General features: G+C 49.6%; 14 protein-coding genes. 1 reads left to right on the forward strand and 13 read right to left on the reverse strand.

What is annotated here, in order from left to right:
• Nucleotides 1-34 precede the first annotated feature (34 nt).
• Nucleotides 35-559: an acyl-CoA thioesterase gene (locus VNQ80_RS04445; protein WP_325636249.1), complete on the forward strand. Its 525-nt coding sequence runs from the start codon at nucleotides 35-37 to the stop codon at nucleotides 557-559.
• A 127-nt stretch (nucleotides 560-686) separates the two neighbouring features.
• On the opposite strand, the gene VNQ80_RS04450 is transcribed toward VNQ80_RS04445, so the two are convergent.
• The 13 genes from VNQ80_RS04450 to VNQ80_RS04510 all read right to left on the reverse strand — a co-directional run bounded on the left by VNQ80_RS04450 (nucleotide 687) and on the right by VNQ80_RS04510 (nucleotide 12,373).
• Nucleotides 687-899 carry a hypothetical protein gene (locus tag VNQ80_RS04450; RefSeq protein ID WP_325636250.1) on the reverse strand — a complete coding sequence of 71 codons (213 nt, stop codon included), beginning with the start codon at nucleotides 897-899 and terminating at the stop codon, nucleotides 687-689.
• An 83-nt stretch (nucleotides 900-982) separates the two neighbouring features.
• Nucleotides 983-1,984 carry a DUF1080 domain-containing protein gene (locus tag VNQ80_RS04455; protein WP_325636251.1) on the reverse strand — a complete coding sequence of 334 codons (1,002 nt, stop codon included), beginning with the start codon at nucleotides 1,982-1,984 and terminating at the stop codon, nucleotides 983-985.
• Nucleotides 1,985-2,009: 25 nt separating this feature from the next.
• Nucleotides 2,010-2,429 carry an EVE domain-containing protein gene (locus tag VNQ80_RS04460; RefSeq protein WP_325636252.1) on the reverse strand — a complete coding sequence of 140 codons (420 nt, stop codon included), beginning with the start codon at nucleotides 2,427-2,429 and terminating at the stop codon, nucleotides 2,010-2,012.
• 70 nt (nucleotides 2,430-2,499) lie between these two features.
• Nucleotides 2,500-2,850, reverse strand: a complete 351-nt coding sequence (gene gldC, locus VNQ80_RS04465; RefSeq protein ID WP_325636253.1) for a gliding motility protein GldC — start codon at nucleotides 2,848-2,850, stop codon at nucleotides 2,500-2,502.
• A 49-nt stretch (nucleotides 2,851-2,899) separates the two neighbouring features.
• Nucleotides 2,900-3,148, reverse strand: coding sequence for a hypothetical protein (locus VNQ80_RS04470; protein WP_325636254.1), 249 nt, complete (start codon nucleotides 3,146-3,148; stop codon nucleotides 2,900-2,902).
• Nucleotides 3,145-4,476, reverse strand: a complete 1,332-nt coding sequence (locus VNQ80_RS04475; protein ID WP_325636255.1) for a DEAD/DEAH box helicase — start codon at nucleotides 4,474-4,476, stop codon at nucleotides 3,145-3,147. The genes VNQ80_RS04470 and VNQ80_RS04475 overlap by 4 nt, the downstream gene beginning before the upstream one ends.
• A 46-nt stretch (nucleotides 4,477-4,522) precedes the next feature.
• Entirely contained in the window at nucleotides 4,523-5,407 is an 885-nt protein-coding gene (locus VNQ80_RS04480) for a glycerophosphodiester phosphodiesterase family protein (protein WP_325636256.1), read from the reverse strand.
• Between the two features lie 4 nt (nucleotides 5,408-5,411).
• Nucleotides 5,412-6,008 carry a histidine phosphatase family protein gene (locus tag VNQ80_RS04485; RefSeq protein ID WP_325636257.1) on the reverse strand — a complete coding sequence of 199 codons (597 nt, stop codon included), beginning with the start codon at nucleotides 6,006-6,008 and terminating at the stop codon, nucleotides 5,412-5,414.
• 1 nt (nucleotide 6,009) lies between these two features.
• Complete coding sequence (locus tag VNQ80_RS04490; RefSeq protein ID WP_325636258.1) at nucleotides 6,010-7,443, reverse strand: FGGY-family carbohydrate kinase; 1,434 nt, start codon at nucleotides 7,441-7,443, stop codon at nucleotides 6,010-6,012.
• A 2-nt stretch (nucleotides 7,444-7,445) separates the two neighbouring features.
• Complete coding sequence (locus VNQ80_RS04495) at nucleotides 7,446-8,897, reverse strand: FGGY-family carbohydrate kinase (protein WP_325636259.1); 1,452 nt, start codon at nucleotides 8,895-8,897, stop codon at nucleotides 7,446-7,448.
• Nucleotides 8,890-9,819 (reverse strand): glycerophosphodiester phosphodiesterase family protein, encoded by a 930-nt coding sequence (locus tag VNQ80_RS04500; protein WP_325636260.1) that lies wholly within the window; start codon nucleotides 9,817-9,819, stop codon nucleotides 8,890-8,892. Before VNQ80_RS04500 ends, VNQ80_RS04495 begins: the two co-directional genes overlap by 8 nt.
• Before the next feature lie 230 nt (nucleotides 9,820-10,049).
• A complete protein-coding gene (locus VNQ80_RS04505) occupies nucleotides 10,050-11,063 on the reverse strand; it encodes a 2-hydroxyacid dehydrogenase (protein ID WP_325636261.1) in 1,014 nt (337 codons plus the stop codon).
• A gap of 41 nt (nucleotides 11,064-11,104) precedes the next feature.
• Nucleotides 11,105-12,373: an MFS transporter gene (locus VNQ80_RS04510; RefSeq protein WP_325636262.1), complete on the reverse strand. Its 1,269-nt coding sequence runs from the start codon at nucleotides 12,371-12,373 to the stop codon at nucleotides 11,105-11,107.
• Nucleotides 12,374-12,495 lie beyond the last annotated feature (122 nt).

The raw sequence follows: 12,495 nt of genomic DNA on the forward strand, positions 1-12,495 counted from the left end.
AAAAAAATAATCGCACAGACAAAATTATCTTCGAATGAATGAAAAATTTGCCCGCGAGTCGCATACCATCATGAACGAATTGGTGCTACCCAATGACACCAACACACTCAACAACCTCATGGGTGGACGCTTGCTCCATTGGATGGATATTGCGGCAGCCATTTCCGCCCAAAAGCATTGCAACCGTATTGTCGTTACCGCCTCGGTAGATAACGTATCGTTCAGACATCCCATCAAATTGGGCGACGTGATCAGTATCGAAGCCCAGGTGACCCGAGCTTTTAATACGTCTGTTGAAGTCCGCCTGGTCGTATGGGCTCAGAACATCCCTTCGGGTACGCGGGTAAAATCGAATGAAGCGTTCTACACATTTGTCGCCATCGATCAGCACAACGAAAAAGTGACGGTACCGCGACTGGTCCCAGAGACCGACGAGGAACAAAAGCTTTACAATGAAGCCCTCCAACGGAGGGAACTCCGGTTAGTATTGGGTGGTAAGCTCAAACCGAAAGATGCCAAAGAACTCCAAAACCTGTTTAAAGAGGTCGTGAAAGCCTAAAGCAATGTGCGTTTGCTGTGTACCCTTCGGTAAAGTGCCGTCTTTTGGCGTTTTTACCGAGGTATACAGGGATAGGGCACGGATGAGGGATAAAGGAAGGTGGGCTGGAGCACGGGGTTGGCTTTAGTTACCGCCGCCGCGGGATAATTAGTAGTACAATCCCAGCTACCAGAATCACACCACCAACATAGGGTGGCCAATTGACCTGCTCTTTTTTGTCGGCCGTGATTTCCAACGAGCCGATGTCCACCACTTTTTCTTTTTTCGTAAATGAAAAACCGGTCCACACCAGCATGATCACCCCTACGATGACCAAAATGATTCCAATTGTCTTTGCCATACGATTTATATTTAATCATCCAACAAAGCCAACTGGAAAATGTTTGAACGGGGTCCTATTTTCTTGACAGACGACTTCGTGGGCTACTTTGCCGGTATTACGGTAATCTTTCGGAATTCTACCCCAGTATGGTCTCCTTGCAAATAAATCGGGCCCGGCTCACCTTCGTGGCTGTCAAGGGCACCTCCGGTAATGCCGGGGATTTCCTGATTGCTGATAATGGTTTTTCCGTTGGCGACAACCGTAATCATACGTCCGCGAAGGGTAATTTCGTATTTATTCCATTCATTCGGGCCCAAGGTTGCCATTTCACTAGGCGATAAGAAACCGTATATCCCGCCAAAATACAAGGAACCAGGGTGCCTGTCCTTCGGGGAGTCCTCAATCTGGACCTCATACCGTCCCCGCAAATAAATACCGGAATTAGCCCCCTCTTTATAACGGAATTCGGCAATAAGTTTGAAATCTTCAAACCGCTGCTCGCTAATCAGATTGGCACCGGTTTCTTTGTTGATCAGTATACCGTCTTCAACCACCCATTGGCTGTTTTCTCCCGAAGTCTTCCACCCGGTTAAATCTTGGCCGTTGAAGAGATCGATGGGTTCACCCCATTGCGGTTCGCCCGTCCTGACCAAGTATGGGGCCTTGACTCCCGTAAAATCGAATGTATTCCCCTTGTTGGTGGTAATGGTACCTTTAATACCGTCACCAGCCAATTGCCCCTCAACGGTAAAAAAGCCACTTCCGCCTTCCCACTGTGGCGGGATCTGGAATGAAAATACGCCCTCTTGCAGTGTGATGTGTGAAACCGGGCGGCTACTGCCCGCATCGGCTACGAAGGCACCTACCAATACATCAAAACCAGACAACTTGACTTCCAACCACGAGGGTACTTCTTTGCCGTCCTTATTGACGGTAAGGTCCCAACGCCCAATCAATCCTTCAGCTTCTTCGGGCACAACCTGCGTAGCCGCGTTGTGTATCTCTTCTTCCTGTTTCTGCATGGTGGTTTCATTATTGCATGAAATTATCCCCGCCGTCAACAAACACATTAACGGGCCATATACTGCATATTTCTTCATCATCGATAAGGTTAAAAATTCCAAGGGACTAATCTACAAAATTTCCGGTACCCAACGCGACGATGCGGTCAAATTCCTCGCGCTTGAGCGGCATGACCGACAACCGGCCTTGGCGCACCAGCGCAACATCTGCTAGCTGTGGGTCTGCTTTGATTGTTTCGAGTGTAACCGGCTTTTTCAACGTTTCCACCGGTGCCAAATCCACCACCACCCAGCGTTCGTCCGTTGTAGTGGGATCTTGGTATGCTTCCGTTACCACTTTCGCTATTCCTACCACTTCTTTACCCTCATTACTGTGATAGAACAGCACCAAGTCTCCCTTTTTCATGGCCTGTAAATTATTGCGGGCTTGGTAATTACGAACGCCATCCCAAAATGTCTGCTTATCGGCGAGGAATTGTTGCCAGCTGTATTTGAATGGCTCCGACTTTACTAAAAAGTAGTTCATTCGATTTGTGATTTACGATTTGTGATTTACGATTTTAGATTTATTTACTTACCGGCAAGCAATTTTGTGATTACGACTGTTTTTGGGGGACTTCCATTTTTTCGGCGAAATGATCGCAGTAATCCCTCAGGTCGCCAATCACGGCTTTGGCTATTGGATCGTCTCCCGAAGCACGGATAAAGGTATCACCGAGAGTTTGAAGCGTTTCGTAAAAGAAACGCTTCATTTCATCCAGCGGCATGTCTTTCGTCCATAGGTCGATACGCATCGAATTTTTATAATGGTGATCCCACAGGGCCAGGAACAACGCTTTTGCAGGCAGGGCTTCCTTACTCTCGCCATCCGACGATTCCCACATGATGTCATCCGGCACGTTATTCTCATCCAGCGTTACTGTTAGTTTTATTTCTGCTTTCTTCATATTTACCAAAATTGAACATTGACGGTATCCGTATCATACGCATAGTCACCTACCATAACTTCAACACCCACATGACGAGCCCTACAAACACCACAAAAAGACCTTCGGCAATCCATACCCGCTTCAGGTTCCGGAGCATGAGACGGAAAACTTGGTCTGCCGCAACCAATACCAGCAAAAGTAACAAAAACCACCCAATTGTTCCCATCCCGACCGCGTTGTCCATCACTTGCCATAACAATCCGGCCAAGACCAGTGCGGACACAATATTCAATGGAGTGACCCGCAATCGCTTCATCGCCGCCGTTTACTTTGCGTGAGGTTACCTTTACCACCGCCCTTTCTTTCTCGCTGGCGTTTGTCATTACGCTGATTGCTCGCCTTCTTCTCGTGGAAAGCCCCTTGGAACTCCGGATCCTCTTTTCGTTTCTGGGCATCGATCTCACGCGCGATTGCCTGCCGTTCCTCAAACCCTGTCTTTTCAATAAACACGCCTTCAGGAATAGTAGATACCGGTATTTGCTGACGGATCAATTGCTCGATTTTATGGATATAATATTCCTCCGCCGGATTACAGAAGGTAATAGCATCACCTGTTTGGTTTGCGCGGCCGGTACGGCCGATGCGGTGCACATAATCTTCGATTACAATAGGTACATCAAAATTAATAACGTGGCTCACGTTACTGACATCCAGCCCGCGAGCCGCGACGTCCGTTGCCACCAAAATCCGTACACTCCCCTCTTTAAAGGCATTGATGGAATTTATTCGCGTGTTCTGCCCTTTGTTCGCATGGATTACGCGCACGTTATCCGCGCCGTACTTGCGCTCCAAAAAGTGAAACACATTATCGGCAACCGCTTTTGTTTTACAGAAAACGATCAGGCGGTGCACAGCTTCGTCGTCTTTAAGAAGGTGCTGGAGCAGGTTGATCTTCGTCTTCAGGTTGGGCACATCATAGCGCGTTTGGCTCACCGTCTGTGCAGGTGTGGCCTGCTCGGTAACCTCTACGACGGTAGGAAATGCCAAGAAATCTCCCGCTATTTTATGCACTAAGTCGCTCATGGTTGCCGAAAAAAGCAAATTTTGTCGTTTTCGTGGCACCACTTCCAATATTCGGTGCAGTTTTCCGATGAATCCCATATCCATCATCTTATCTGCTTCATCCATGACGAGCACCTTGAGGGATTTGGTGACGAGGTGGCCGGCGAGATACAGGTCTAGGAACCGCCCCGGTGTAGCCACCACGACATCGGCACCATTTTCCAACTCATTGATCTGGGTTTTCGGGCCGAGTCCACCATAGAGCACTACGGTCCGTAGATCTGTATATTTAGCAAAAAGCTGGATGTGCGCCTCGATTTGCATGGCCAACTCGCGGGTTGGCGAGAGGATAAGCACTCTGGGATCATCCCCTTGTGCATACTTCAACTTCATCAACAGTGGCAGCACGAAAGCCGCGGTCTTGCCGGTACCAGTTTGGGCTACCCCCATCACGTCTTGGCCTGCCAAAATCGGCGGGATTGCCTTTTGTTGAATTGGGGTAGGGTCAGTATAACCCGCCTCCTCAATGGCATTCAGGATCTGCCTGTTGAATTTGAAATCGGCAAAGGTTTTCCGCTCCATTTGGCAAAGATACGAAAAGCGGCTACAATCGCTGCTAAGCCCGCCATCAATTCTCCAACGCCTTTCCCACCTCAATCGGCAAGTCAGATTCCAAGATGGATGCGCCATCAGCAAAAATAGCGCGGTAAGCTTCGGCGCGCTCTTCGTGGGTTGGCAGCTTATCGTAGGTCGGCGCAGCAGAGATCATGCACATCACACCCTGGGCATTGAGAAGCTCGTACATCTCCCGGTTTTCGGGCTTGATATCCGGACCGATATAGGCAATCATCCGGTTGAATGGAATGCCTGCCGTGCGGTAGGCTTCAAATACTTCGGGTGTCTTGATGTGTGCGGAGAGCATCTGATCACCATTCTGGTCCAAGTAGAACCGGGCTTGTTCGGGCGAGTGTACAGTAACCATCACAAACGAATAGGCGTTATGTTTCCGGATGATTTCGGCCGAAAGTTCTATCGGCAAGTCTTTCTGGTCTAGATTCAGGACCGTCTTTCCCCGTGCCCATTCAATTACTTCATCCAACGTGGGTATTCCGTAGGAGGTTACATTCCCGTCGCGATCTTTCAACCGCAGTTGTTGTACTTCGGCCCATGTATAATCGGCCAGCTTGCCTGTTCCGTTGGTCGTCCGGTCGAGGGTTGCATCGTGCATTAGCACGACCACACTGTCTTTGGTTAACCGTGGGTCAATTTCAAAAAAGGCAGGGGTGTGCTGCAAGACAGCCTCCATTCCCTCAATGCTGTTTTCTGCCAGTCCCTGCTCTACGGTACCACGGTGGCCGCTGACAATAGCGGCACCCTCGTGATAAGCAAAAAATCGATGGAGCTCAGCAGGTGTTTTAAAATCCAAATAATGGGAGTTGGCGGGGTTATCCGCGCAAGCACCTGTTGCTAATACAAATAAAGCGGTAACCGATACTGCATAACAAAATTTCATATCATCAATCATTTAATTTTAGCAAAGCGAAGGGTTCATCACCTCCGAAGCGGATTAAGGTTATAGCGGAATTTTCTTGTACGAGGCGCCGGTAATTACGCAACGGCATGCCGAGTTTATAAGCAAGGTACAGACGGTTCACGCCATTGTGGGCAACCACCACGATGGTCTGACCGTCATGGCGGCGCTGCATTTCGGCAAAGAAATCATCAACCCGCTCTACCACCTGCAAGGCCGTATCGCCAGTGCCGCCAGCGGCGGCCGTAGCTGGGTCATTGTTCCAAGCTTCCCAAAGCGTAGGGTCATCAGCGACGAATTCAGCCCTTGTTTTCCCTTCCCATGCACCGAAGTCCAGCTCAATTAGCCGTGTCTCCCGAACAACTGGTAGCCGGTTACCGCATGCAATTTCGGCAGTTCGGTATGCGCGTGCTAAGGGTGAGGCATATACCGCATCGATTTTTATCCCCTGCAGCGCACTGGCCACCCGATGTGCTTGTGCAAGTCCGTTCTCGGTCAGTTCAGCATCGGTACGTCCGCAGTAGCGATTGCCATCTGCATTGTAAGTTGTTTCTCCATGACGGAGTAAGTACACATGCAACATATCAACAATATCCCTTCTTTTTCATTTCGGCCACAAAGCGGCCATAATCTATCTCATACCTATTTACCAGTGTCTGTTCGGGAAAAACCTCCTGTTCGATAGCCGTCATGGCTTGTGTGGCTTCAACCAGCGAGTTGAATCGGGTTTTCGATGCCGCAACGACAGCTGCGCCCACGGCGCCGTTCGCGTCGCGACACTTGTATATGGGACACGCCAATACGTTGGCCCGAATACGGAGCCACGTGTCGCTATTGCTTCCTCCACCCGCCGTATAAACCGCGGCTACACGCTCGCCCGAAAGCTGCTCGATGAGTTCATATGCCATTCGCTCGATAAAAGCCACGCCTTCCATACATGCCGCAAAGCGCTGCGTGGGTGAAATACCTGTGGGTACAAACCCATTGGCCTTGGGCGCAATAAAAGGAAACCGTTCACCGGTCTGTTTAAGCGGCCAAGCCAGCAAGCCCGTCGGAATGAGGCTTGCCGCAGCTTCATTCAACTGTTGTAAGTCCGTGTCGAAGTCGGTTGTCACCCAATCCGCCCCTGTATTGCTCGCTCCCCCGGGCATCCAATACCCATCGGGATGGCGATGGCTATATAACCGCCCCTCCGGATCATTAACCGTTTGCTCGGTTACCCCTTTTATCACCAGGGTGGTTCCAATAGTCGTATTCCATTCACCCGGCCTTACGGCACCTGATGCCACTTGTGATGCACAACCATCGGTCATGCCCACGACGACTTGTGCTTGGGGCATTCCCCACCGCACAGCCAAGGCTTCACACAAACCGCTAACGGGCGTACCGGACGGAACCACCTGCTGTAACCAATTGCGTGGCAACGGTAGCTCGTCCGTGAGGTAACCTGGCCATTGGAGCTGGGTTAAATCATATCCTGACTTCAACGCGTTGGTATAATCCGTTACATCAAATCGACCGCAAAACATACCGGTGATGTAGTCCGAAGCATGTACCCACTTGTGGATTTGGATCACCTTTTCAGGATATGTTTCAACAAACCACACCATCTTCGATAGGCCGCTAGACGCGTTGAATCCGGTGTAACCAGCTGATACGTAGCGTTCGGCTAATGTTTTGACCCGACGCCCCACTTCTGCTGAGCGCGGATCGCTGTACATAATAGCCGGATGTAATGGCCGATTCTCGCGGTCCAGAGGAATAACGGTACCCGAGGTTGAATCCACGCCGATGGCGGCCACGTAACACGTGCCGGCCTTCGCCTGCAACGTCGCATGTAATTCGTCCATCACTTCAAGTGTACTATGCCACCAGTCGTCTGGCCACTGCTCCATCCGCGAATCGGGAGTGAGGGTAAACTTGCGCGACGCCTCTCCCAGTACTTCCCCGGTGTCAGTCACCAGTGACGCACGCACACCTTGCGTTCCAACATCGATACCGACAAAACACTGTTGCATCCCTATTTAATTTGGCTGAACGTGTGCCGCGTGCGCTTCCACTCAGCGTACAATTCCAAAAACCGGTCACGGTTTCGCGGGGTTACCTCATCCAGCACCTCCGTTACGACCCCTTGCTGGCCAGTAGCTTCCGCACAGATGAATGCACCGCCTAACACCGATGACTGCCTATAGGTATTGCAAATCCGTACGTTCTTATTCGTGAGGTTGGCGATGAACTGGCGAAGTTTATTGCTCTGCACACCGCCGCCGCATGCCCAAATGTAATCCCGGTTGTGTGCGGAGACATTATCAAGCACCTTGTAATTCTCATAGATGCTACATGCGATATCCCACAGAATGGCAAACACGAACCCGCCGCGGGTTAGCTGGTGCGATACGGGGGCATTGAAAATAAAACCACCCTTGGTGAGCGGGGTGTCTTCGTTTGCCACTAACGAGCCTAGCGAGGCTACGCATTGTGAATACGACGTTTCATCGAGTTCCTGCTCAATGACTTCATAATCTTCATTGGGATAAAAGATTTCCTTGAGGCGTTGGTAGTTCAGTCCCGTGACGCCGGCATTCGCTTCCAGCATGAAACGATCTGCATCTGTATGCCGCCCGGTCCATGTCCGTTGCCGTTCATCAGTGATATAAGTATCAACGATTTTGATAATCGGTGTCGTCGTGCCGGAAACAATGACCACATCATCCTGCTTCGGTTTGGTGCCATACACCGCCAATTGGGTATCTGCACCGCCAACTACTACCATGGCATCCGCATCGATATTCAATTCGTGCGCCACACCGGCCCGGATATTGCCCAGTACCTCAGCCGATGATTTTAGTGGGGGCAGCATAGCAGTCGGAAGGTCAAAGACGCCACAGAGTTCTTCGGACCAGGCTTTGGCACGCACGTCATACAACAGCGTCTCCGAGGCTTGGGAATGTTCATAGGCCAAAACACCCGAAAACTGGAACTGCACCCAATCACTAATGCTGGTAAACGCTTTGGCACGGCTCCATAGTGCTGGTTTGCGCTCGCGCAAACCGACCAACTTCAGTGCGGAGAACAATGCTGTGGGATATCGACCTGTCAGCGTGTACATCCGGTTCTTATCGTTGATCAGGTATTCCCATTCCCGGCCGCGGTTGTCGTGGTTGGACATGCCTATTAATGGCGTACCCGCCTCATCCAACACGACAACGCCTTCGCGCTGACTGGTCGCGGTTATTGCTATAATCTGAACCGGACCTGCTTCGGCAAGGGCATGTACCGTTAACGCTTTAATCTGCTCCCACAACTGGTTCGGACGGAATGCGATAGCATCTGGATAATCGTCGTCTTTTTGGTAGTGTACATTCTCGCGCCGGAGGGCCAATAGCTCCCCTGTTGTTGAGACAATGGCCGCCCGCACGTTGCCCGTGCCTATGTCGACAATTAAATAGGCCTGTTGTGTCATGTCATTCATATTCCGTTATTAATGGCGTTTGTTCTTTAGTGGCTGCTAGGGATGCCATCGGGAAATCTGAAATCACCCGGTGTACGCCAAGCGCTGAGATTCTTTTGATCTCGTTATAGTCGTTGCAGTTACCGATGATGAGTTCGGTCCTGATCTCCTTGCACGCCGCCACCAATGCGGCATCGATGTAAGCCGCGTTGATGGAGTAAAAATCTGGCGTAAAGCCAAGCCAAGCCAAATTGCTTTCCAGCGATGTTCCGGCCTTCGCAAGGAAGGCCAATTTCACGTCTGGAAATCGCCGGCGGAGTATTTGCAATGTCCGTGGATCAAAAGACTGTACGATTATCCGGTTGCGGATACCTTTTGCATCCACTACCTGCATCATCATGCGCACAAATTCTGCAGGCCCAGGATGGTTAATCCCGTCCGTTTTCGGATTCAGCTTGGTTTCTATAAAGTAGCGCGGCGCTTCCAGGCCATGCGCTGTGGCATACCGCTCGACCGAGTCGACCAACTCGCTCAACAACGGAATATATGCGGGGTACCGTTCTTGTTCGGGGAAATCAGGATTCGGTCTCTTGCCCACGTCATACGATCGGATATCAGCGTAATCCATTTGGTAGAGCACATGCTTCTCCTCCTTCACCATCGAACTCCCATCTGCTTTCTCGGTGATTTTTGGATTCATCACCGCATCATGACTCACAATTACATTTTTATCCCTGCTAATGGCCAGATCAAGCTCCAAGACAGCTCCGTAATGCAGCGCTTTCTCCATTGCTTGGATTGTATTTTCCGGATGCAGACCCCGGAACCCCCGGTGTGCGTAGACTTCCATCGATGGCTGGCCGATTACCATTTGGCCGCATGCTAGGCACAACACCATCGCAAACATCAAGCTCCGTAACAAAGTAATAGTTGTTAATTTCATCTAATTATTTTCATCTATCTAAATTTGTTTATTCATCGCTTTTTTTGTTTCTAAAGGCATTCATGCTGCCATCGGCGGTTTTAATGGTGATGAAGCTATCATGATTTTTCATTTGTGTTTGACTTCAACGGCATTCAAGATGGCTGAAGCCGTTTAGTCATTCCGCTGTGTGATTTTGAAAATCATGATGGTTTCCTTTTATTTTATTGGCTGATGAGAGCTCGGTTTCACTAAGATCCTTCCTTCAAAGTAACCGTTAAGTCATCTCGATTAACGAATTGTTTAATATCTTTTTTATCTCGCTTAAAATAATCCTTCAACACGCTATTCATGATAGCTACGTGATGGTCCTCCACCTCATGCGTAGCGCCGGCGATGTGGGGTGTTGCCAGCACATTCGAATGCTTGATTAGTCGGTAGTCTTTTTCATCAGGCGGCTCGTGGTTAAACACGTCCAATATCGCTCCGCGGATCTTACCGTTTTCCACCACATCCAGTAAGGCATCCCGATCGACAACAACCGCTCGCGCCGTATTGACAAATATCGCATCCGGTTTCATCAACGACAAGAGGTCGGCACCAATCATGCCTTTCGTCTCGTTCGTTACCGGCAAATGTATCGCTACGATATCGCTTGAGCGGAAAAGTTCTTCCAGCGATTGTTTCTTATACAATGGGTTGTCTGCCGTATAGAACGGGTCGAAATACGTGATTTCGCAGGGGAATATTTTCAATATCTGCGCAATAGTTTGGGCCACCGCGCCGAAACCGACCATGCCTACTTGCTTACCTGACAGCTCGTTACCCTTGAATTGCAGGTATGCCGTATGTGCACCGTTGCCCCATTTACCAGCTTCCAACCATTCGATACTCTGCTTTGTTCTCCGCAAAAAGGAAATGATATTGGCGATAAACAACTCGGCCACAGCTTGGGCATTCCGTGCCGGCGTGTTGAAAACAGGTATGCCTTTTTGGGTAGCCACATCTACTGCCACATTGGAAGGCGTACCGCGGCATACACCGATGAATTTTAAGTCTGAATGGGCGTGAATCACCGCCGCTGTCACCTCATCATGCTCTGTAATCAATGCATCGGCTTGTGATTCATGTAATAAATCGATGAGCTCATCGGGCCGATACCCCCTTCCATGTGCTTTCCAAGGCTTGTAAACAACCTCTCCAAATAGTTGCGCCAATTCTTCCCTGCCTTTCTCGTGATAAGGCGCCGTAACCAATATCCTCATAAAAAATGTAATGTTAATTATAAATTCTTCCTTTGTTAGCGTCAGGTACGCCCAATGATCCTTTGCGTCTCTTCTGTATTCTCCGACTTGGGTAATGTGATAAACTTCGTGAGCAATGCGCTCAGGAAATACAAACCCGCCAACACCCAAATCACCCCTTCATCGCCAATAATTCCGATCAATACGCCCACGATGGCGGGGCCTACAAAAACCGGAAGGCCAGCGCCAAGGTTTAGGATCGCCATGGCCGCACCTTTATCTTTCTTAACCAGCGAGGGTACCAATGCCGATAGCGGCACATAGCCCGCCAGCAGTCCGCCCCAAAGCACACCGCAAAACAGGACGGCCCAATAATCGCCACCGAACCAAACGGGCGAGTAGAAAAACAGTAGGGTGGTGATGCCGCATCCCACCCCGCCGAACCACATGATGGTGTTCCGCCAGCCCATCCGGTCGCCAACAAACCCAAAGATGAGATTAAATGCAATGTTGCTGGTAAAAATAGTTCCCCATATCTGTAGCCATTCGACCGTACTAAAGCCATGCGTAGCCATGTAGATCGGCAGGAATACCGGAAAGGCAAATTGCGCGGTGGTATTGATTACCCTTACAATCCCACCGATAGCCACTTTTGGTTCTTCTTTGACGATGGTCAGGCCCTTTATCAACTCCTTGGTTTTCGAACCTGCATCCCCAGATGGAATGAACTTATCTTTATTCATCACAAGCGCAAAGAAAGCCCCCACCAATACCCAGAAAATGGAACTCCATAGGGTATTTTGATAACCGAGCGTATTAATGGCCCAACTCGAATAATAAGCCCCGAACACATTCAGTCCGCCGGTGAACACGAACCAGAACCACCCCACAGCCCTGCCCAATTTGCTTTGAGGCGTACGGTAGGTGATCCAAACTAAAAACGAATAAGCAAACAGCGGGTAGGCAAACCCGCGAATAGCATAAGTAATTAACATCACGGGATAATCTAGGTTCTGCATACCAAGGCCCACGAACCCTACCGTCCCAATAATGTATAGCAACAGACCAAGGAGCATGGCTTTCCGCGGACCATACCCCTCGGCGAGTACACCGGAAAACCACGATGAAATGGCGATGGTAACTCCATATACGGTGAACAATAAGGCAGACTGCTGCATGGAAAGCCCATGCTCAATTAAGTAAGGGCTTAACCAACCTTGCTCCACGCCATCACCCATCATGAAGATGATGATACCGAGGTAACCCCAAGCGAGGGGTTTGGGGAGGCCTGATCGGGAAAAAAAATCGGGTTTCGCTTGCTGTGTATTCATAAACATCTTAATTGGTTATTGTCATTAGTAAAGCAAATATAATATTATTAAATATTAATAATGTTAATATTTAATTTTATTTAACAAAATAAGTATTAAATCCCCAAATGGTACACAAGCGG

The sequence above is a fragment of the Parapedobacter sp. genome (genome assembly GCF_035556095.1).
Classification (GTDB): Bacteria; Bacteroidota; Bacteroidia; order Sphingobacteriales; family Sphingobacteriaceae; genus Parapedobacter.